This window comes from Burkholderia sp. EMB26 (genome assembly GCF_024730645.1).
In the GTDB taxonomy this organism is placed as follows: Bacteria; Pseudomonadota; Gammaproteobacteria; order Burkholderiales; family Burkholderiaceae; genus Burkholderia; species Burkholderia cenocepacia.
Genome location: NZ_CP078070.1, coordinates 134,284 through 153,138, shown reverse-complemented (window position 1 = coordinate 153,138; position 18,855 = coordinate 134,284). Strand labels below are relative to the sequence as shown.

Annotated in this window: 19 protein-coding genes; 11 read left to right on the top strand and 8 right to left on the bottom strand. The window is 67.4% G+C overall.

Features of this window, described 5'->3' with window-relative positions; genetic code table 11:
- Positions 1-87: 87 nt before the first annotated feature.
- Both eat and KU887_RS00685 read right to left on the bottom strand, forming a co-directional pair.
- On the bottom strand, positions 88-1,500 hold the full coding sequence (gene eat, locus KU887_RS00690; RefSeq protein WP_006496293.1) for an ethanolamine permease: 1,413 nt from the start codon (positions 1,498-1,500) through the stop codon (positions 88-90).
- A gap of 189 nt (positions 1,501-1,689) precedes the next feature.
- Complete coding sequence (locus KU887_RS00685; RefSeq protein WP_034201881.1) at positions 1,690-3,153, bottom strand: mechanosensitive ion channel; 1,464 nt, start codon at positions 3,151-3,153, stop codon at positions 1,690-1,692.
- A gap of 332 nt (positions 3,154-3,485) precedes the next feature.
- Between KU887_RS00685 and KU887_RS00680 the strand changes: the two genes are divergently transcribed.
- On the top strand, positions 3,486-4,310 hold the full coding sequence (locus KU887_RS00680; protein WP_241308661.1) for a GyrI-like domain-containing protein: 825 nt from the start codon (positions 3,486-3,488) through the stop codon (positions 4,308-4,310).
- Between the two features lie 60 nt (positions 4,311-4,370).
- Here KU887_RS00680 and KU887_RS00675 read toward each other — a convergent pair whose 3' ends face one another.
- Both KU887_RS00675 and KU887_RS00670 read right to left on the bottom strand, forming a co-directional pair.
- The gene (locus tag KU887_RS00675) at positions 4,371-4,748 is read right to left on the bottom strand and encodes a zinc ribbon domain-containing protein (protein ID WP_069353211.1); all 378 of its coding nucleotides are present in this window, start codon (positions 4,746-4,748) and stop codon (positions 4,371-4,373) included.
- 10 nt (positions 4,749-4,758) lie between these two features.
- Complete coding sequence (locus tag KU887_RS00670; protein ID WP_258251926.1) at positions 4,759-6,867, bottom strand: heavy metal translocating P-type ATPase; 2,109 nt, start codon at positions 6,865-6,867, stop codon at positions 4,759-4,761.
- Between the two features lie 4 nt (positions 6,868-6,871).
- On the opposite strand from KU887_RS00670, the gene KU887_RS34635 reads away from it, so the two are divergent.
- From KU887_RS34635 to KU887_RS00650, 4 genes are all read left to right on the top strand, one after another.
- Complete coding sequence (locus KU887_RS34635; RefSeq protein ID WP_258251924.1) at positions 6,872-7,018, top strand: hypothetical protein; 147 nt, start codon at positions 6,872-6,874, stop codon at positions 7,016-7,018.
- Positions 6,973-7,323 carry a hypothetical protein gene (locus KU887_RS34630; RefSeq protein ID WP_258251923.1) on the top strand — a complete coding sequence of 117 codons (351 nt, stop codon included), beginning with the start codon at positions 6,973-6,975 and terminating at the stop codon, positions 7,321-7,323. The genes KU887_RS34635 and KU887_RS34630 overlap by 46 nt, the downstream gene beginning before the upstream one ends.
- A gap of 51 nt (positions 7,324-7,374) precedes the next feature.
- Entirely contained in the window at positions 7,375-7,806 is a 432-nt protein-coding gene (gene cadR, locus KU887_RS00655; RefSeq protein ID WP_006490878.1) for a Cd(II)/Pb(II)-responsive transcriptional regulator, read from the top strand.
- A gap of 68 nt (positions 7,807-7,874) precedes the next feature.
- Positions 7,875-8,447, top strand: a complete 573-nt coding sequence (locus KU887_RS00650) for a PadR family transcriptional regulator (protein ID WP_006490876.1) — start codon at positions 7,875-7,877, stop codon at positions 8,445-8,447.
- A 45-nt stretch (positions 8,448-8,492) separates the two neighbouring features.
- Here the strand turns inward: KU887_RS00650 and KU887_RS00645 are convergent, their stop codons facing one another.
- From KU887_RS00645 to KU887_RS00630, 4 genes are all read right to left on the bottom strand, one after another.
- The gene (locus KU887_RS00645; RefSeq protein WP_258251909.1) at positions 8,493-9,923 is read right to left on the bottom strand and encodes an FAD-binding oxidoreductase; all 1,431 of its coding nucleotides are present in this window, start codon (positions 9,921-9,923) and stop codon (positions 8,493-8,495) included.
- Between the two features lie 15 nt (positions 9,924-9,938).
- On the bottom strand, positions 9,939-10,727 hold the full coding sequence (locus KU887_RS00640; protein ID WP_258251907.1) for an ABC transporter substrate-binding protein: 789 nt from the start codon (positions 10,725-10,727) through the stop codon (positions 9,939-9,941).
- A 48-nt stretch (positions 10,728-10,775) separates the two neighbouring features.
- On the bottom strand, positions 10,776-11,930 hold the full coding sequence (locus KU887_RS00635) for a pyridoxal phosphate-dependent aminotransferase (protein WP_006488473.1): 1,155 nt from the start codon (positions 11,928-11,930) through the stop codon (positions 10,776-10,778).
- Positions 11,931-12,141: 211 nt separating this feature from the next.
- Positions 12,142-12,810, bottom strand: a complete 669-nt coding sequence (locus KU887_RS00630; protein ID WP_006488476.1) for a TetR/AcrR family transcriptional regulator — start codon at positions 12,808-12,810, stop codon at positions 12,142-12,144.
- Between the two features lie 120 nt (positions 12,811-12,930).
- Here KU887_RS00630 and KU887_RS00625 point away from each other — a divergent pair, with 120 nt between their 5' ends.
- The 6 genes from KU887_RS00625 (at position 12,931) to KU887_RS00600 (ending at position 18,679) form a co-directional block, all read left to right on the top strand.
- Positions 12,931-14,583 (top strand): acyl-CoA dehydrogenase family protein, encoded by a 1,653-nt coding sequence (locus KU887_RS00625; RefSeq protein WP_034201156.1) that lies wholly within the window; start codon positions 12,931-12,933, stop codon positions 14,581-14,583.
- Positions 14,584-14,634: 51 nt separating this feature from the next.
- A complete protein-coding gene (locus KU887_RS00620) occupies positions 14,635-16,143 on the top strand; it encodes an AMP-binding protein (RefSeq protein WP_258251898.1) in 1,509 nt (502 codons plus the stop codon).
- A gap of 256 nt (positions 16,144-16,399) precedes the next feature.
- Positions 16,400-17,059, top strand: a complete 660-nt coding sequence (locus tag KU887_RS00615; protein WP_058902022.1) for a PAAR domain-containing protein — start codon at positions 16,400-16,402, stop codon at positions 17,057-17,059.
- 10 nt (positions 17,060-17,069) lie between these two features.
- Positions 17,070-17,603, top strand: coding sequence for a hypothetical protein (locus KU887_RS00610; protein WP_077021589.1), 534 nt, complete (start codon positions 17,070-17,072; stop codon positions 17,601-17,603).
- A gap of 4 nt (positions 17,604-17,607) precedes the next feature.
- A complete protein-coding gene (locus KU887_RS00605; protein WP_077021590.1) occupies positions 17,608-18,276 on the top strand; it encodes a M35 family metallo-endopeptidase in 669 nt (222 codons plus the stop codon).
- Positions 18,269-18,679 carry a hypothetical protein gene (locus tag KU887_RS00600; protein ID WP_258251893.1) on the top strand — a complete coding sequence of 137 codons (411 nt, stop codon included), beginning with the start codon at positions 18,269-18,271 and terminating at the stop codon, positions 18,677-18,679. The genes KU887_RS00605 and KU887_RS00600 overlap by 8 nt, the downstream gene beginning before the upstream one ends.
- Positions 18,680-18,855 lie beyond the last annotated feature (176 nt).

The following is an 18,855-nucleotide window of genomic DNA, read 5'->3' as shown; positions in this document are numbered from 1 at the left end:
CCGACGGCGCGCCCGTTCGACGGGGCGCGCCGGATGCCGTCAGGAACGGCCTTTCACTTTCATCTTCGCCTGCACCGTCGGCATCGCTCACTCCTCGAGCAGCGCGTCGCCGGGCGCGCTCGCGCGCTGCGCGCGGGTCGCGAGGAAGTACGCGTAACCGACCGCGAGGAAACCGACGAACACCAGCGCGACCAGCCCGTTGAAATACACCATCGTACCGAGGCAGACCAGCGCCGCGAGGATCGCGAATGCCGGGAAGATCGGATACAGCGGCGCGCGGAACGGTCGCTCCAGGTTCGGCTGCGAGCGGCGCAGCTTGAACAGCGCCGCCATGCTCACGATATACATCACGATCGCGCCGAACACCGACATCGTCACGATATTCGCGGTGAGCGTCTGCCCGCCGAACTGGATCAGCTCGTCGCTGTAGATCGCGGCGATCCCGACCACGCCGCCCGCGAGGATCGCGCGGTACGGCGTCTTGAAGCGCGGATGCACCTTCGCGAGCCATTCGGGCAGGTAGCCTTCGCGGGCCAGCGCGAAGATCTGGCGCGAATAGCCGAGGATGATCCCGTGGAACGACGCGACGAGCCCGAACAGCCCGAGCCACACGAGCATGTGCATCCAGCCGCTGTTCGCGCCGACGATGTACTTCATCGCCTGCGGCAGCGGATCGTTGATGTTCGCGAGCTTGGTCCAGTCGCCCGCGCCGCCGGCGAACACCATCACGCCGATCGCGAGCGCCACGAGGGTCAGGATCCCGGCCACGTACGCGATCGGAATCGAGCGCTTCGGGTTCTTCGCTTCCTCGGCGGCCATCGCGACGCCTTCGATCGCGAGAAAGAACCAGATCGCGAACGGAATCGCCGCGAACATCCCGTGGAACGCGCCCAGGCTGAAGTGATCGGCGCCCGACCAGCCGCCCTTCGTGAAATTGCTCCACGCGAAACCCGGCGACACGACGCCCATGAACACCAGCAGCTCGAAGATCGCGAGCAGCGTGACGACGAGCTCGAAGGTCGCCGCGATCTGCACGCCGACGATGTTCAGCGCCATGAACACGAGATACGCGCCCATCGCCGCGTGTTTCGGTTCGAGCCCCGGAAACTGCACGTGCAGGTACGCGCCGATCGCGAGCGCGATCGCGGGCGGCGCGAACACGAACTCGACGAGCGTCGCGGCGCCGGCCAGATAGCCGCCGGTCGGGCCGAACGCGCGGCGCGCATACGCGAACGGGCCGCCCGCATGCGGAATCGACGTCGTCAGCTCGGTGAAACTGAAGATGAAGGTGGTGTACATCGCCGCGACGAACAGCGCGGTGATCACGAAACCCAGCGTGCCGGCGCTCGCCCAGCCGTAGCTCCAGCCGAAGTATTCGCCGGAAATCACGAGGCCGACCGCGATGCCCCACAGTTGCCAGGTCCCGAGCGTCTGCTGCAGCGCGGGCTGGCCGGACAGCTTGGCGCCGGCGGCGGGCCGGCCATTCGACTCTGCTTTCATCGGACTCTCTCCTCAAAGGCGCCGGGCCTGCGGACCAGCGCGACTGAGAATCGATGCTAGAGAGTCATTAAACGACGTGTTATCGAAATTCGGCAAAGATCGCGGCTGACGTTTCGCTTGCGGAAACGCCGGCCGCGTCCGTTGCGACGTCGATCCGGGCCCGCGCGACGCAGGCCCGATCGTCCGTGCTTACTGGCCGCCGCCGCGCTGGTTGAACCAGCGGTCGAGCAGCTTGCCGGCCGCCTCGCGACCGCCGAGGCCGAACGACAGCGCAACGGCCACCGCGATCGCGCCGAGCACGAGACCGAACGCGAGCTGGACGATTTCGTTGGCGATGCCCATCGCGCGCAGCCCCATCGCGAACACGAGGCCGAGGATCGCGAATTGCGCGATGCGTGCGAACAGCACGCTGTGCTCGCGGTCGGCCTGCTCGATCACGCGGCGGGCAAGGCCCGCGAGCCACACGCCGATCACGAGGATCACGCCGCCCATCAGCACGTGGCCGCCGAATTCGATGAACAGCGTGACGACGTCGCGCACCTGCGAGAAACCGAGCCGGTTCGCGGCCTCGACCGACGCGAACAGCATCGCGAAAAACACGATCAGCCGCGCGACCAGCACCGACGGCTGCAGGATCCCGGAGAACACGCGCTCGACACCGAGCACGGCCGGCAGCCCGTCGACGCCGGCGGCTTCCAGCAGCTTCTGCGCGAGCGACGCGACGAAGCGGGCGAAGTAGAACGTGACCAGCACGATCACGATCGCCGCGACGATGTCCGGCACCGCGCCGAGGAACTGGTTCAGCATGTTGGTCGCGGGGATCGAGATCGCGTCGATCTTCAGCGCGTCGAGCGCGGAGATCAGCGTCGGCACGAACACGAACACGTAGACGATCGTGCCGACCAGGCTCGACACGCGCACCGGCGTCGGGCTGTCGATTCCCTGCGTGAGGCGGTCGGCGCCGGCCGCGACCAGCAGGTTGGTCACGAGGCCGCGCAGCACGCGCGCGACGACCCAGCCGACGAAGCCGATCACCGCGGCCGCGAAAATGTTCGGCACGATCGCGAGCAGCTTGTCGACCATTCCCTGCACCGGCGACAGCAGCCCCGACAGCGCGAACGACGCGAGGATCGCCGGCAGGAACATCAGGATCACGAGCCAGAACAGCACGTCGCCGAGATAGCCGCTCATCGGCTGCATGCCGGCGCTTTCGGACAGCGTGGCGTCGACCTTGCTCGCCTTCAGCGCGCGGTTCGCGAGGCTGCGCAGCAGCGATGCGATCAGCCACGCGATCAGCGTCAGCGCCGCGCCGCCGATCAGGTTCGGCAGGTAGTTGACGATGTGCGTGACGAGCAGCGAGAACGGATTGGAGACCGCGTACAGGTTGAGCACGTTGAAGATGCCCACCGCGGTGACGAGCAGCACGAGCCAGAACAGGCCGCCGGCGATGATGCGTTCGACGCACGCGCCCTGGCCGGTGCTGTCGGTGATCCGCTGATCGACCTTCAGCGCGTTGAGCAGGCGCAACGCGCCGGCCCGCACCGCCACGGCAATCAGCCAGCCGATCACCAGGATGCCGATCGCGCCGGCGATCTTGGGCAGGTATCCGCCTAGCGTGGTCTGCAGCGACGTGATGAAGCTGGAAGCATCCATTTCTTCTTCTCCCGAAAACGTGGCGTTGCGATTGAACATCGACGAACTACCTGCGTACTTCGAAAAACGTGCGTTGCCGCCGGAGCAACTTACCTGAGAAAAATGACGCGTTCACCCGATTTCACCGTCTTTAACTTTAGTCATAGATCCCGGAGGGGCAAGACCCCATTTCGTCGAAATTAAAAAGGGATCGATGATTCGGGGTCCCGCATTTCCGCAAGATTTATCCATTCGGGCCATGCTACCGTGGCGTCGGTGCTTGCCCCGGACACGTCGATGACCCCACCGAAACCAATCCCGAGCCGCCCGCGTGGGCCCGCTACGCGGCGAGCGTGGCGCGCGTTCACGCGTACATCAGCACGCATCTCGACGGCCCGCTCGACCTGAACCGGCTCGCCGAAGTCGCGTGCCTGTCGCCGTATCACTGGCAGCGCGTCTATCGCGCGCTGTACGGCGAGTCGATCGTGCTGACGGTGCGGCGGATGCGGATCGTGCGGGCGTCCGAGGATCTGGTCTGCACCACGCGGCCGCTCGACGAGATCGCGCGGCGGGCCGGCTACGGGTCGACTCACGCGTTCGCGCGGGCGTTTCGCGACACGTACGGCGTGCTGCCCGCGCAGCACCGGCGCACCGGCAGCCACCGGCCGATTTATCCACTACAGCGAGGAGAGGAAGACATGTTCAAGCACGAGGTCGAGATCCGGCGTCTGCCGGCACTGCGCGGCTACGCGGTGGCGCACACCGGTGCGTATATGAAGGTGGGCGACGCGTTCGGGCGCATCGGCGCGTGGGCCGGGCAGCACGGGCTGATCGGCCCGGGCGCGAAGATGATCGGGATCTTCTACGACGATCCGGACACGACGCCCGAAGCGCAGTTGCGCGCGAAGGCCTGCCTGATGCCGGCCGACGGCGCGCCGGACGTGGCGCCCGTGCCGCCGGTCGAGCGCGCGACGATCGCGGGCGGCGAATACGCGGTGCTGCTGCATACGGGGCCGTATGCGGACCTGAAGACGGCCTACCAGTGGCTCTACGGCGACTGGCTGCGTCATTCGGGCCGCGAAGCCGCCGACGCGCCGCCGTTCGAGCTGTACCTCAATACGCCGATGGACACGGCGCCGGCCGATCTGCGCACCGAAATTCACCTGCCGTTGCGCTGAGCGACGGGTGTGCCGCGCAGCCGTGTATCTTGACGAACCGAGACGAATTCGCGGAGATCCTTAAGCCGCCGGCGTCCCGCAGCCGGGGCAAAACCGCGCGTCGGCCGCCAGCGCCGCATGGCAGCGGCTGCAAGCCTTGCCGCGTTGCGCCGTGCCGCATTGCGCGCAGAAGCGTGCATCGGCTGCGTTGAGTGCGCCGCAACCGGCGCAGGCGAGCTGGCTCAGCGCCAGATTCCCGCCCCGACCACCGTTCGCCGCATCGGCCGGCGCCTGCCAGCCCCAGCCGTGGCGATCGCGGCCGCGCGCATCGTGGCCACCATGGCCGCCCTGGCGCGACCCGCCGTGATGCCCGCCACCGTGCCCCCCGTTTCCGCCGTTGCCGTGCCCGCTGCCATGACCGCCGCCGTGGCCGCCGAGAATCCGTTTCAGAAAGCTCATCGTCCGCTCCTCAACGCTGGGCCCGGGCGCCGCCGAACGCCCCGGAGGACGACAGCAGCCGCAAGCCGTTGGCCACGACGATCAGGCTCGCGCCCGCATCGGCGAAGACCGCCATCCACATCGTGCCGAGCCCCGCGACCGTGAGACCGAGGAACACGACCTTCACGCCGAGCGCGAAGCCGATGTTCTGCACCAGCACGCGATGCGTCGCGCGCGACAGCCGCACGAACGCGGGAATCTTGCGCAGGTCGTCGTCCATCAGCGCGACGTCGGCCGTCTCGATCGCCGTGTCGGTGCCCATCGCGCCCATCGCGAAGCCGATGTCGGCGCGCGCGAGCGCCGGCGCATCGTTGATCCCGTCGCCGACCATCCCGACCGCACCCGCGCCGCCCGCCGACAGTTCCTCGACCGCCGCGAGCTTGTCTTCCGGCAACTGGTTGCCGCGCGCGTCGTCGATGCCGGCCTGCTGCGCGATCGCCTGCGCGGTATGCGGGTTGTCGCCCGTCAGCATCGCGGTGCGGATGCCGAGCGCATGCAGGTCGGCGATCGCGTCGCGGCTCGTGTCCTTGATCGTGTCGGCCACCGCGAAGAGGCCGAGCACGCGCGTTTCGTCGACCAGCACGACGACGCTCTTGCCCTGCCGCTCCAGCGCGTCGAGCTTCGCCTCGAGCGCCGTCGAGCAGCGTTCGAGTTCCTCGACGAGCCGATGGTTGCCGAGCCAGTAGCGCGTGCCGTCGATCGTGCCGCGCACGCCGCGCCCGACGATCGCTTCGAAGTCCTGCACGTCGGCGAATGCCGTCGTGCCGGCGTCGCGCGCCGCGGCGGCGATCGCCTGCGACACCGGGTGGTCGGAGCGCGCCGCGAGGCTCGCGCCGAGGTGCCGCACGCGCGCCGCATCGGCGTCGTCCGCATGCACGTCGAAGTCGGTCTGCGCCGGCTTGCCGTGCGTGATCGTGCCGGTCTTGTCGAGCGCGAGCCACGCGAGCTTGCGCCCTTCTTCCAGATAGACGCCGCCCTTCACGAGAATCCCGCGCCGCGCGGCGGCCGCGAGCCCCGACACGATCGTCACCGGCGTCGAGATCACCAGCGCGCACGGGCACGCGATCACGAGCAGCACCAGCGCTCGGTAGATCCAGTCGTGCCACGCGCCGCCCATCACGAGCGGCGGCACCACCGCGACCAGTAGCGCGACCGCGAACACGATCGGCGTGTAGACGCGGGCGAACTGGTCGACGAAGCGCTGCGTCGGCGCCTTCGCGCCCTGCGCTTCCTCGACCGCGTGGATGATCCGCGCGAGCGTCGAGTTCGCCGCGACGGCCGTGACGCGGTAGTCGAACGAACCCGATTCGTTGATCGTGCCCGCGTACACGGCGTCGCCGCTCGCCTTTTCGACGGGCAGGCTCTCGCCGGTGATCGGCGCCTGGTTGACCGTCGAGCGGCCCGCGACGACTTCGCCGTCCAGCCCGATCCGTTCGCCCGGCTTCACGCGCACGACCGCGCCGAGCGCGACCTGCGCGGCCTCGATCGTGCGCCACGCGCCGTCGGCCTGCTGCACGGTCGCGGTGTCCGGCGCGAGCTGCGTCAGCCCCTGGATCGCGTTGCGCGCGCGGTCGAGCGACTTCGCCTCGATCAGTTCCGCGATCGTGAACAGCACCATCACCATCGCGGCTTCCGGCCACTGGCCGATCGCCATCGCGCCCGTCACCGCGATGCTCATCAGCGCGTTGATGTTCAGGTTGCCGTTGCGGATCGCGATCCAGCCCTTCTTGTACGTGGTGAGCCCGCATGCGAGCACCGCGGCGAGCGCGAGCGCCGCCGACAGCCACACCGGCAGCCCGGCCCAGGTCGCGCCTTCGGACGCGATCGCGGCGACGCCGGCGAGCGCGAGCGGCCACCACGGCTTCGCGGGCGCGTCGGCGACGCGCGCCGCCGGGGCGCCGGCCGTCGCGGCCTCCGGCGTCATCCCGAGCGTGCGGATCGCGCTTTCGATCGCCGGCTGCGCGCCGGGCGCGTGCTCGACGGTCAGCATCCGCTGCATCAGGTTGAATTCGAGCGCCGACACTTCGCTCATCCCGCCGAGCTTCTTGCGAATCAGCGTTTCCTCGGTCGGGCAGTCCATCTGCATGATCCGGAACGCGGAGCGCACGTGGCCCGACGCGGTCGCCCGCGCGACCGGCAGCGGCGCGAGCGTCAGCGCGGCGGGCGCGCAGCAGTCGCCGGCCGCGTGGTCGTGGTCGTGGTCGTGGTCGTGGTCGTGGTCGTGGTCGTGACCGGCATGGTCATGCGCGGCGTGGTCGTGCGAACACGTCGCGCCGTGCACATGCTGGTCGTCGCCCGCATGGCCGTGATCGTGGTCATGACCGGCCTCGCCATGCGCGGCGTGATGGTGCCCATGATCGTGTTCATGGCCGTGCGCGCGCTCGCCGGCCGCCGGCGCCGCGTCGGCAACGGTCGCCGTCTGCGTGTCGCGCGCCTCGGCGCAGCACGCGTCGGCGCCGCCGGCATGACGGTGTCGTGGGTCGTGGGGACGCTTGGCGTCGGTCATGACAACCTCCTTTGTGGCTTGACGGTGTAGAGTTAACACCCTGAAGCCACTACAAGGTCAACCCTTACACGGGAGAAAGGCATGAAGATTGGCGAACTGGCCAAAGCGGCCCGCTGCACGCCCGAGACGATCCGTTTCTACGAGAAAGAGGGTCTGATGCCGGACGCGGAGCGCACCGATTCGAACTACCGCAACTACACCGACGTGCACGTCGAACGGCTGCGCTTCATCCGCAACTGCCGCGCGCTCGACATGGCGCACGACGAGATCCGCGCACTGCTGCGGCTCACCGACACGCCGGCCGACCGCTGCGATTCGATCAATTCGCTGCTCGACGATCACATCGGACACGTCGATGCGCGCCTCGCGGAACTCACGCAGTTGCGCGACCAGCTCACCGAATTGCGGCGCCAATGCGTCGGCGAGCATTCGGTCGAGGATTGCGGGATCGTGCATGGCCTCGCGACGATGGAAACCGTCGCGCCGGCCGCGAAGCGCTCGCACCTCGGCTGAAATCCTTGTCAAACCTGATAGTCTGAAAGAGAATAGTTATATTCTTACTAGATATATCTTAACTATTCATGTCTACGAGCCGCCCGTCCCCGCTCGCGCTGGCCGTCCTCGCGACGCTCACCGAAACGCCGATGCATCCGTACGGGATGCTGCAGCAACTGAAGGCCCGCGGATACGACGAAGTCGTCAACGTGCGGCAGCGCACGAGCCTCTACCAGACGATCGACCGGCTGCTGCGCGACGGGCTGATCGCCGTGCACGACACCGAGCGCGACGGCGCGTTTCCTGAGCGCACGCTGTATGCGCTGACCGAAGCCGGGCACACGGCCGGGCAGGCGTGGCTGCACGCGCTGCTCGCGGAGCCCGCGCGCGAATTTCCGGCATTCGGCGCCGGCCTCGCGTTCCTGCCGCTGCTCGATGCCGAGGACGCACGCCACCAGCTCGAGTTGCGCATCGCCCGGCTCGACGCCGAACGCGAGCGGCTGGAAGCGCTGCGCGCGACCGCGCAGGCCGATCAGGTGCCGCGCCTGTTCCTGCTGCAGAACGAGCATGCGCTCGTGCTGCTCAATGCGGAACTCGACTGGGCGCGCAGCGTCGTCGAGCACCTGAAGATCGGCGCGCTGCGCTGGGTGGACGGCTGACGCGTCGCGCCGCCCGATGCGGGTCGGCAACGGGCGGCGGCCGCGTCAAAGGACCTTGCCCGGATTGAGGATGCCGCGCGGGTCCAGCGCGGCCTTCAGGCGTCGCATCAGCCCGATTTCCGCGTCGCTGCGCGTGTGCGCGAGATAAGGACGCTTGAGCACGCCGATCCCGTGCTCGGCCGACACCGAACCGCCCATGTCCCGCACCACCGCATACACGCAGAGATCGAGCGCATCGGCGTCCGCGTCGGTCATCGCGGCCAGCGACACGCCGATATGCACGTTGCCGTCGCCGACATGGCCGAAGAACAGGCACGTGAGCGCCGGCCAGCGCGTCCGCAACGCCGCCTCGCAGCGCTCGGCGAACGCGCCGAGTTCGCCGGTCGGCAAACTCACGTCGAAGTTGACGAGATGGGGCAGCGCATCGATCGCGAGGCCTTCGCGCAGCGTCCACAAATCGCGCGCCTGCCGCCCGGAAGTCGCGAGTACCGCATCGTCGACGAGCGCTGCATCGAACCCCGCGGCGAGCGCCGTTTCGAGCGCATGATGCGCATCGCCGCCCGGCGCGCTCGTCGCGCATTCGATCAACACCACGAAACCGCCGTCGCCGACGAACGGCGCCGACACACCGGGCGTATGCCGCGCGACGTAATCGTAGAACGCCGGCCACATCGCCTCGAAGCTGACGACTTCCGGCAGCGTGCGCACGCGGTTCCACAGCGCGACCACCGCGTCGTAGTCGCGCACGCGGCAGAGCGCCGTGGCCGGCGCCGCGAGCAACGGATGCAGCCGCAGCACCGCGCGCGTGACGACGCCGAGCGTCCCTTCGCTGCCGATGAACAGCTGCTTCAGGTCGTAGCCCGCGTTGTTCTTCAGCATCCGGTTCATCGACGACACGACCGTGCCGTCCGCGAGCACCGCTTCGAGCCCCAGCACCTGCTCGCGCATCATTCCGTAGCGGATCGCACGCGTGCCGCCCGCATTGGTCGCGAGCATGCCGCCGATCTGGCACGAGCCGCGCGCGCCGAGATCGACGCCGAACGTGAAGCCCGCCGCTTCCGCGGCGTCCTGCACGGTCTGCAGCGGCGTGCCCGCGCGCACGGTGATCGTGCCGGCCGCCGCGTCGAGCGCCTCGATGCCCGCGAAGCGCTCCATCGACAGCACGACCTCGCCGCCCAGCGCGACCGCCCCGCGCGCGAGCCCGGTCAGCCCGCCTTGCGGCACGACCGGCTGGCCGAGCCGCATGCACAGCGCGAGCGCGCGCGACACGTCGTCGACGCTGCGCGGGCGCACCAGCGCACGCGGCCGCACGCCGGCCGGCTCGTTGTACGCGGTGAAGTAACGTGGATCGATATCGGCCGCGCGCGTGACGAGCGCGTCGCCCAGTTCGGCGGCGAGCACCGCATCGACGGCGTCGTCCGGCAACGGCCTGCCGTCCGGTGCGCGGCCCGCGACGGTCGGGTTCGGGGTCGGCATCGTGCGCGGCCCCGCTTACTTCGTCGAGATGTCGATATCGCCGAAATACTTGAGGCCGAGCGACTTCACCGTGCCGTCCGCCTTCAGCTTGTCGATCGCCGCGTCGAGCTTCGCCTTCAGCGCACCGTCGCCCTTGCGCAGGCCGAACGCGATGCCGCTGCCGAGGATCTTGTCGTCGTGCACCGGCTGGCCGACGAACGAGAAGCCCTTGCCGTCCGGGCGCGACAGGAAGCCGCGCTGGCCGGACGGCGCGAGCACGAGCGTCGCGTCGAGGCGGCCCGCGACCAGATCCGCATACGCCTGGTTCTGGTCCTGGTACGCGACGATCGCGACGCCGGCCGGCTCCCAGTGCGCCTTCGCGAAGGTTTCCTGGATCGACGCCTGCAGCACGCCCACGCGCTTGCCCTTCAGCGATTCGGGCGTCGGCAGCAGCCCGCTGCCGGTACGCGCGATCAGCTGGGTCGGCACGCGATAGATGATGGTCGTGAAGTCGATCGCCTGGCGCCGCTGCTCGGTCGCGTTCATCGCCGAGTTGATCGCGTCGAACTTGCGGCCCTTCAGCGCCGGGATCAGCCCGTCGAACGACGTCTCGACCCATTTGCACGACAGCTTCGCCGTCTGGCAGACGGCGTTGCCGACGTCGATGTCGAAGCCCTGCAGGTCGCCGTTCGGCGCCTTCGATTCGAACGGCGGATATTGCGCTTCGAGGCCGAAGCGCAGCGTCGGCGCATCGGCGAGCGCCGCGCCGGAGCCGATGGCGCACGCGAGTGCGAACGCGAGTTTCAGGGTGGCCGTGTGTTTCATCGTGATCTCCTGTGTCTGGTCGGTGCGACGTGCCCGTCGCCGGTTGTCTTACAGCGAACGCAGCCGCCGCGCGCCTTCGACCAGCGTCGCGTCGTCCTTCGAAAAACTGAGCCGGATCACGCCGGCGTCGGTGCCGTCGGTATAGAACGCCGACAGCGGAATCGTCGCGACGCGCGCGTCGCGGATCAGGCGCAGCACGAAATCGCCATCGCTTTCGTCCGAGAAGTGGCGAAAGCGCGCGAGCATGAAGAACGAGCCTTCGCTCGGCAGCAGCTCGAAACGCGAATCGGCCAGCTCACGCGCGAGCAGGTCGCGCTTGGCCTGGTAGAACGCCGACAGGCCGAGATAGCTGTCCGGCCGCGCGAGGATTTCCGCGAACGCGACCTGCATCGGCGTGTCGGCCGAAAACACCATGAACTGGTGCACCTTGCGGATCTCGTCCATCAGCTCGGCCGGCGCGAGGCAATGGCCGACCCGCCAGCCGGTCACGTGGAACGACTTGCCGAACGACGACACGATCACGCTGCGCTCGGCCAGCTCGCGATGGCGCGCGACGCTTTGGTGCTGCGCGCCGTCGAACACGACGTGTTCGTACACTTCGTCGGACAGCACCACGATGCCCGTATCGCGCGTGAGCCGCGCGAGGCGTTCGAGATCGTCGGCGGAGAACACCGTTGCGGTCGGATTGTGCGGCGTGTTGACGATGATCATCCGCGTGCGCGGCGTGATGGCCGCGGCCACCTCGTCCCAGTCCACGCGGAAATGCTCGGGCGACAGCTTGATCGCGACCGGCGTCGCGCCCTGCAGCCGCACGATCGGCGCGTAGCTGTCGAACGACGGCTCGAAGTAGATCACCTCGTCGCCCGGATGCACGAGCGCGCTGATCGCCGCGTAAAGCCCCTCGCTCGCGCTCGCGATCACCGTGATCTCGGTCGCCGGGTCGTAGCGCGCGCCGTACAGCGCCTCGGTCTTCTCGGCGAGCCGCTCGCGCAGCGCGATCACGCCGGCCATCGGCGCGTACTGGTTGTGACCGTCGCGCATCGCACGCGCGACGCCTTCGACGAGCGCCGGATCGGGCGCGAAATTCGGTGCGCCCTGCGACAGGTTCAGCGCGTTGTGTTGAGCGGCCAGTTGGCCGATCACCGTGAAGATCGTCGTCCCGACGTCGGGCAGTTTCGAACGGGGCGCGGTGGCGCTTCGCATGACTTCTCCTCCTGATGTCCTTCGGGCGGGCCGCGCGGCATGTGCGGGCCTGCATCCGCCGCATGATTTAGCCCGAGCCAATATCGGCGGACAATCGAAAGTTCGTCATGGCGGCCATGCATTTTTCTCATGGCTCTCGGTGAGAAGCAGCCAGCGGGAAGGCTGGCCTCGGCACCCGATATGCAAATCAGGCATTTCCCCTACGGTAACGCTACGCGTGCGCCGCCGCGAGATACGCGAGCAGCACGGCCCGCAGTTCGCGGCGTTGCGCGGCGAAATCGAGCGCGGGCCCGAGCGTCAGCAGCGCCTGCGACAGCCCGCCGTAGCAGATCGTGTGAGCCATCCGCGCGAGCCCGTCGAGCCGCGCGGCCGGCGGCGGATCGGCCGCGTGGGCGAGCGCGTCGCGCCACAGCGCGACATAGGCGTCGTAATGCCGGCGATACGCGGCCAGCGGCGACACCTGGCGCTCCAGCACGAACAGCGCGCCCCACAGCGCCGCGTCGGCGGCGATCGTCTCGACCTGAAGATCGACCAGCGCGGCGGCGAGTTCGGCCCGCGGCGCACCGCGCAGCCGCTGCACGGCGTCGCGCAGCCGGTCGGCCAGCGCCAGCACGCGGCGGTGGATGCAGAGCGCCGCGAGGCTCTGCTTGTCGCCGAAATATTCGTAGAAGGTGCCGATGCTGACGCCCGCGACGGCCGCGATCTCGCGGATCGTCGCCTTCGCGTAGCCGCGTTCGAGCAAAAGCTGAACGAACGCCTGCTGCAGCGCGTCGGAACTCGCCTGCGCGCGCGACTGGCGCGGCCGGCGACGCAACGCGGGCGCGGGTTGCGCCGCCGGCGAGCCGGGCGGCGCCGGAACCTGAACATGTCGCGGCGGCATATTTGCTACTCTGAATTCAGCAGGGAATACGTTTTACCGGAAGCCGGAACCCGCGCCGAAGCGCGCGCCGTGCGGCATCACGCCGGCTGACCGCGAAGCCTGAGACCGGAGACAACCGCGATGACCGACTCGACCCACGCCGTCACGAACCAGTTCGACGAACTCGTCGACTATAATCTCTTCGCGACGGATCTCGCGCTGCGCGACGCGCTCGCCCGGGCGGGCGCCGACTGGGCCGTGCCGCAGCTCGATGCGTACGGTGCGCGGCTCGGCAGCGCCGACACCGCGCGGCTCGCCGACGAAGCGAACCGCCACACGCCGGAGCTGAACACGTTCGACCGGCGCGGCCGGCGCATCGACCGCGTCGACTTCCACCCGGCGTGGCACGCGCTGCTCGGCCAGTATCGCCACGAAGGCTTCGTGTCGCTCGCATTCCGCGATGCACGCCGCGGCCGCTGGGCCGCGACGGCCGCCGGCTTCTACCTGCACGGCCAGATCGAGGCCGGCACGCTGTGCCCCGCGACGATGACGCAGGCCGCGATCCCCGTGCTGCAGAAGGAGCCGGCGCTGTGGGACCTGCTGCGCGACAAGCTCTACAGCGACGCCTACGATGCGCGCGACGTGCCGGTCGCCGACAAGCGCGCGATCTGGTTCGGCATGGGCATGACCGAGAAACAGGGCGGCTCCGACGTGCGGGCGAACACCACGCTCGCGACGCCGGTCGGCGCGGGCGGGCGCGGCGGCGAATACCGGCTGCGCGGCCACAAGTGGTTCTTCTCCGCGCCGATGTGCGACGCGCACCTCGTCGTCGCGCGCACCGAGGCCGGCAGCCCGTCGTGCTTCTACGTGCCGCGCTGGCGCCCGGACGGCACGAAGAACGCGGTCGAGATCCAGCGGCTGAAGAACAAGGTCGGCAACCGCAGCAATTCGAGCAGCGAGATCGAGCTGAACGACGCGTGGGGCATCATGCTCGGCGACGAAGGCCGCGGCATTCCCACCATCATCGAGATGGCCACCTACACGCGGCTGAACTGCGTGCTCGGCAGCGCGGCGATGCTGCGCCAGGGCGTCGTGCAGGCGATCGCGTACACGCGCCAGCGCCATGCGTTCGGCCGCGCGCTCGCCGAGCAGCCGCTGATGCGCACCGTGCTCGCCGATCTCGCGCTGGAGAGCGAGGCGGCGCTGTCGCTCGCGATGCGGCTCGCCGACGCGTTCGAACGCGACGACTCGCCGCGCGAACGCGCATGGAAGCGGATCGTCACGCCCGCCGCGAAATTCTGGGTCTGCAAGCGCGCGGTCGAGCTGACCGGCGAGGTGATGGAAGTGTTCGGCGGCAACGGCTACGTCGACGACGGCCCGATCGCGCGCCTGTTCCGCGAGGCGCCCGTCAACTCGATCTGGGAAGGCTCGGGCAACGTGATGTGCCTCGACGTGCTGCGCGCCGTATCGCGCGAGCCCGACGCGACCGCCGCGCTGTTCGACGAACTGGCCGACCTCGGCGCGGGCGAACCGCGCATCCGCGCGGCGCTCGACGGATTGCGCGCGATGCTCGCCGCCCCGGCCGACACGCTCGAAGCGTCGGGCCGCGTGTTCGCGCAGCGGCTCGCGCTCGTCGCGCAGGCGTGCCTGCTGCGCCGCGATGCGCCGGCGGCCGTCGCCGACGCGTTCGTCGCGACGCGGCTCGCCGCGCCCGACTGGGGCCGCATCGCGGGCGGCTTCGATCCGCACGCGATCGACGTCGCCGCGCTGCTGCAGCGCGCGTACCCGGCCTGACGCCGGCCCGTTCACCCGAACGCGCGTTCGTTCGCCCGCCCCGGAGCCTCGATGAACCTCGTCGCCGCCCTCGACCGCGCCGCCCGTGCGACGCCCGACAAGCCGTTTCTCGTCAGCGAATCCGCGACGATCACGTATGCGGCCGCGCGCGCGCGTTCGCACCGCGCGGCGGCCGTGCTGAGCGCGCTCGGCGTCGCGGCCGGCGACCGCGTCGCCGCGATGTGCTTCAACACGCCGGCCTTCGTCGACCTGATGTTCGGCGCGTGGCGGCTCGGCGCGGCGTTCGTGCCGATCAACCACAAGCTGCAGGCGCCGGAAGTCGACTACGTGCTCGAGCACAGCGGCAGCACCGCGCTGCTGTTCGACGTAGCGCTCGCGCCGGTGGTCGAGCGCCTCGTGCATCCGGCGCGGCGGCTCGTGACGGAGGGCGAGCTCGACGGCGTGCCGAACTTCGACACGATGTGCGCGACGATGGACGGCCTCGCGGGCATCGAGCCGGCCGATGACGACATCGCGCAGATTCTCTACACGTCCGGCACGACCGGCCGTCCGAAGGGTTGCGTGCACAGCCATCGCACGGTGACGCTCGCGGCGATGCAGGCGGCGCTCGCCATCGGGATCGGCCGCAACGAACGCACGCTGATGGCGATGCCGATCTGGCATTCGTCGCCGCTGAACAACTGGTTCGGCGGCACGCTGGTCGCGGGCGGCACCGTCGTGCTGCTGCGCGAATACCATCCGCTGCGCTTCCTGCAGACCCTCGAGCGCGAGCGCGTGACGCTGTATTTCGGCGCGCCGGTGTCGTACACGCTGCCGCTCGACACGATCGACGGCTTCGCGGCATTCGACCTGTCGAGCGTGCGCGCGTGGCTGTACGGCGGCGGCCCGATCGGCGCCGCGCAGGCCGAACGGCTCGCGCAAGCGTATCGCAGCCACGCGTTCTTCCAGGTGTACGGGATGACGGAAACGGGGCCGGCCGGCACGACGCTGTATCCGGACGAGCAGATCGCGAAGGCCGGTTCCATCGGCCGCCAGGGCGGCCCGGGCGTCGACCTGCGGGTCGTGCGGATGGACGGCGTCGATGCGCGGCCGGGCGAGACCGGCGAGATCTGGCTGAAGGCCGACAGCATGATGCTCGGCTATCTCGACGACGCGGCCGCGACGCGCGCCGCGTTCGCGCCGGACGGCTGGTACCGCACCGGCGACGTCGCGCGGATCGATCAGGATGGCTACCTGTTCATCGTCGACCGGCTGAAGGACATGATCGTCACCGGTGGCGAGAACGTCTATTCGAAGGAAGTGGAGGACGTGCTCGGCGCGCATCCGGACATCGCCGAGGCGGCCGTCGTCGGCGTCCCGCATCCGGACTGGGGCGAGACGGTCGTCGCGCACGTCGTGATGCGGGCGAACGCGGTGCGCGATGCGGATGCGCTGCGCACGTTCTGCGGCGAGCGGCTTGCCGCGTACAAGATCCCGCGCGAGTTCACGTTCGCGCAGGCGCTGCCGCGCACGCCGACCGGCAAGTTGCAGAAGTTTCTGCTGCGGGTGCGGGGGGACTGAGTATCCGGGATTGAGTCGGCGCACTTGTAAACCGCGCCCTCATACTCCAGTGCGAACCCAAAAGCGGGATACGGCATTGTTGCTTATCCGAGGTACCTGACCCAACGCGTTCGCGCACGCGCCCAATGCACCAGGCGGAACGGAACAAGTAATAGACGTTATCCGCTCTGAATCATATTCGTCCGATTGATCGACGTTTCGTATCTGGAATAGCGTCTCCAGGCAGCCATTCCATTTACTGAAACAGGGAAGCCGGATGAAAAACGAACTCAACGCACCGACTCATCTTTTCGCCACCGTTGGCGCACTCACAGAACGCGGAGGACGCGTCACCACCGCAACCAGCGGCCTGACCCTGGCTGGATTGGAAGTCGCTTGCGTCGGCGACGTAGTGACTTATGACGACGGCAGCGAGGCCCCGATTATCGACGGCGCGGGAAGCAACCATAGCAGAGGCAAGCCGTTCGCGTTGGTCGGTAGCCGGTTGAGCAACGGTGACCGCATTACCGAAACTCTGCGTACCTCGTGGGGCATTCACGTGCGGGATGGGCAACGCGTTGCGGGCCTATTCGACCCGGCCTATGTACCACCGCCCGCGCCGCCTGCTTACAGATTGGCGGTACGTGGTGCGACAACAGCGCGTGGCGGTGCATTGCGCGAGCCGTCCGGCACTTGGGAAGTAGCGCCGCACTTGGGCAAGGCTGGCACGGTGGGCGACCTGATCCACTATCTGGACGGTTCAACCGCACGCATTACGAGTGGTCTGGGTTTGGCCGACGGGCCCGACTTCGCGCCGCTGGCATTCGTTGGCAGCGAACTCGATAACGGCGACACGATCACCGATAGCCCCGAGCGACAAGGCATCGCGTCGTCCGTCGTATTTAGCGTCGTCACCCGCTCGTCCGTGCCCCGCTGAGGTAGCGCCCATGATTCGCTACTTTCTTGCCAAAGGCGACCGCGCCAGGGAAGCGGTGATTGTCGAAGGCCTCGACACTGTGACCTGTTCCGATCCGCCGCCGAGGGTTCATATCGCCACGCTGGATATGAAGACCTACTGTTCGACCTGCAAGCGTGAAGGGTACATCGCACCGCAAGGGCCGCGCTGGCCAGGTACCGGCCCGAACGGCAAACAATGGGCATTGAGCGGAGATATCAATGTCTGCGGATGCAACCCACCGCCGGTCTTCTACGCTGAACGCGGCATGCGAATGACTTTTACCGCAGGAGAGACTGCGACGCTGACTGGGCGCCAACCTGATGCAGCCAAGCGGTCATTTGTCGTACACGACGAGCAATTCACCTTGCTCGATGACTCCCGCCGCCCGCTCGCGAACATCCGCTACCGAATCGTTACCGACGCCGGGCAAATTTTCACGGGCACCACGGACACGGCCGGGCAAACACATCGAATCGCCACCGACGCCTCGGCAACGTTGAAAATCTATACGATGGAACATTGAAAAAATGAAAGATTTTGATGTGAATGACGGCGGAGAATGGTTCCTCGTACACTCAGGTGCAGCCACCAATACCAATCCCGGGTCGATGGTGGAGGTGACGATCAATACCGAGAGAATATGTCACAACATGACAAACAAGGAATTCCGGGAAATGGTATTGAGTAAACGCGATCGAGCCGTTTCCCTCATCGACAAAAGAATCATGGATTTGCAGCGCTGGTCCAACGCCGATAAGGCACGCGTATTACAGTGGTTCGGCAGAACTGACGAAGGCACTCGCACAACACTATTAACAGGCCTGACTGCAATCGTCCGCGTGCTAAAGACACTCACGGGATACAATTTCACGCGATGGGATAGCGAGCGATTCAAACATATTGGATGCGTTCCAAATCCAAACAAATCGGGAGTCGCGGCATCAGTATGTTCGCCGGATACCGCAACTCATACGATCGCAATACATCCCGATTTTTGTACAATGCGAGACTTCTCATGGGAAAAAGATTCCATAGTTTCCACTTTGATTCATGAGGCGAGTCATTTTGATGACACAATGGGAACCAGGGATCATAGATATTTCATTGAGGAATGTCTGACGTTTGGAGCCGAGAATCCGAACCAAGCAATCAACAATGCCGACAGTATTGCAGGATACGTCATTTACAATGCTTAAGTTTATTCTTTGCCTAGGCCTTCTCACTTCCAGCCCGGTATTCGCCTGCATCGCCAGCGAGAATCTCGACATCTACTTTTCGAGAGATAGCTCGCACATATCGAACGCCGAAATCGTCCGCATTGCAAAATGGACAATCGACCAAAAACTCAATTACGCGAATCACCTGACCAAGGAAACAACGCTGATCAGCGGCCATGCCGAGGAAAGTGAACCGGAAGCACTGGCCCTTGCGCAATCAAGATTGCAAACCGCGTATGCGCTGCTGGAGCAACTCGGTTTTTTACGCGGAACCATCAAGAAGAGCGCCCGCGTCTATTCGCATGGCGACATCGACAATGGGCGGCGTGTGGAAATTTCCTTCCTGCCCGATTGCCCTAACAAGTGCTGCGACGGCAAGTAACGTCATCCGGCCGCCATCACGGTGATGCGGTATCGACGTCCGCATGCGGCGCCCCTGTTGCACCACTGCCGGCAAGACTCCTATGTCCTGTCGGCCGTGTCCCACCAAAGAAAAAGCCACCGGCCCCATCGGGTCCGGTGGCTTTTTCGCATGAGGCGCGGGGCGACGCGTTACAC

Excerpts from the sequence above, each read along its gene's own strand:
- KU887_RS00650 (WP_006490876.1), top strand. The coding sequence starts at position 7,875 with ATGTCTACGAGCCGCCCGTCCCCGCTCGCGCTGGCCGTCCTCGCGACG.
- KU887_RS34635 (WP_258251924.1), top strand. The coding sequence starts at position 6,872 with ATGATCCGGAACGCGGAGCGCACGTGGCCCGACGCGGTCGCCCGCGCG.
- KU887_RS00675 (WP_069353211.1), bottom strand. The coding sequence starts at position 4,748 with ATGAGCTTTCTGAAACGGATTCTCGGCGGCCACGGCGGCGGTCATGGC.
- KU887_RS00635 (WP_006488473.1), bottom strand. The coding sequence starts at position 11,930 with ATGCGAAGCGCCACCGCGCCCCGTTCGAAACTGCCCGACGTCGGGACG.
- KU887_RS00645 (WP_258251909.1), bottom strand. The coding sequence starts at position 9,923 with ATGCCGACCCCGAACCCGACCGTCGCGGGCCGCGCACCGGACGGCAGG.
- KU887_RS00625 (WP_034201156.1), top strand. The coding sequence starts at position 12,931 with ATGACCGACTCGACCCACGCCGTCACGAACCAGTTCGACGAACTCGTC.
- KU887_RS00670 (WP_258251926.1), bottom strand. The coding sequence starts at position 6,867 with ATGGACTGCCCGACCGAGGAAACGCTGATTCGCAAGAAGCTCGGCGGG.
- KU887_RS00615 (WP_058902022.1), top strand. The coding sequence starts at position 16,400 with ATGAAAAACGAACTCAACGCACCGACTCATCTTTTCGCCACCGTTGGC.
- KU887_RS00605 (WP_077021590.1), top strand. The coding sequence starts at position 17,608 with ATGAAAGATTTTGATGTGAATGACGGCGGAGAATGGTTCCTCGTACAC.
- KU887_RS00620 (WP_258251898.1), top strand. The coding sequence starts at position 14,635 with ATGAACCTCGTCGCCGCCCTCGACCGCGCCGCCCGTGCGACGCCCGAC.
- eat (WP_006496293.1), bottom strand. The coding sequence starts at position 1,500 with ATGAAAGCAGAGTCGAATGGCCGGCCCGCCGCCGGCGCCAAGCTGTCC.
- KU887_RS00610 (WP_077021589.1), top strand. The coding sequence starts at position 17,070 with ATGATTCGCTACTTTCTTGCCAAAGGCGACCGCGCCAGGGAAGCGGTG.
- cadR (WP_006490878.1), top strand. The coding sequence starts at position 7,375 with ATGAAGATTGGCGAACTGGCCAAAGCGGCCCGCTGCACGCCCGAGACG.
- KU887_RS00600 (WP_258251893.1), top strand. The coding sequence starts at position 18,269 with ATGCTTAAGTTTATTCTTTGCCTAGGCCTTCTCACTTCCAGCCCGGTA.
- KU887_RS00685 (WP_034201881.1), bottom strand. The coding sequence starts at position 3,153 with ATGGATGCTTCCAGCTTCATCACGTCGCTGCAGACCACGCTAGGCGGA.
- KU887_RS00640 (WP_258251907.1), bottom strand. The coding sequence starts at position 10,727 with ATGAAACACACGGCCACCCTGAAACTCGCGTTCGCACTCGCGTGCGCC.
- KU887_RS00630 (WP_006488476.1), bottom strand. The coding sequence starts at position 12,810 with ATGCCGCCGCGACATGTTCAGGTTCCGGCGCCGCCCGGCTCGCCGGCG.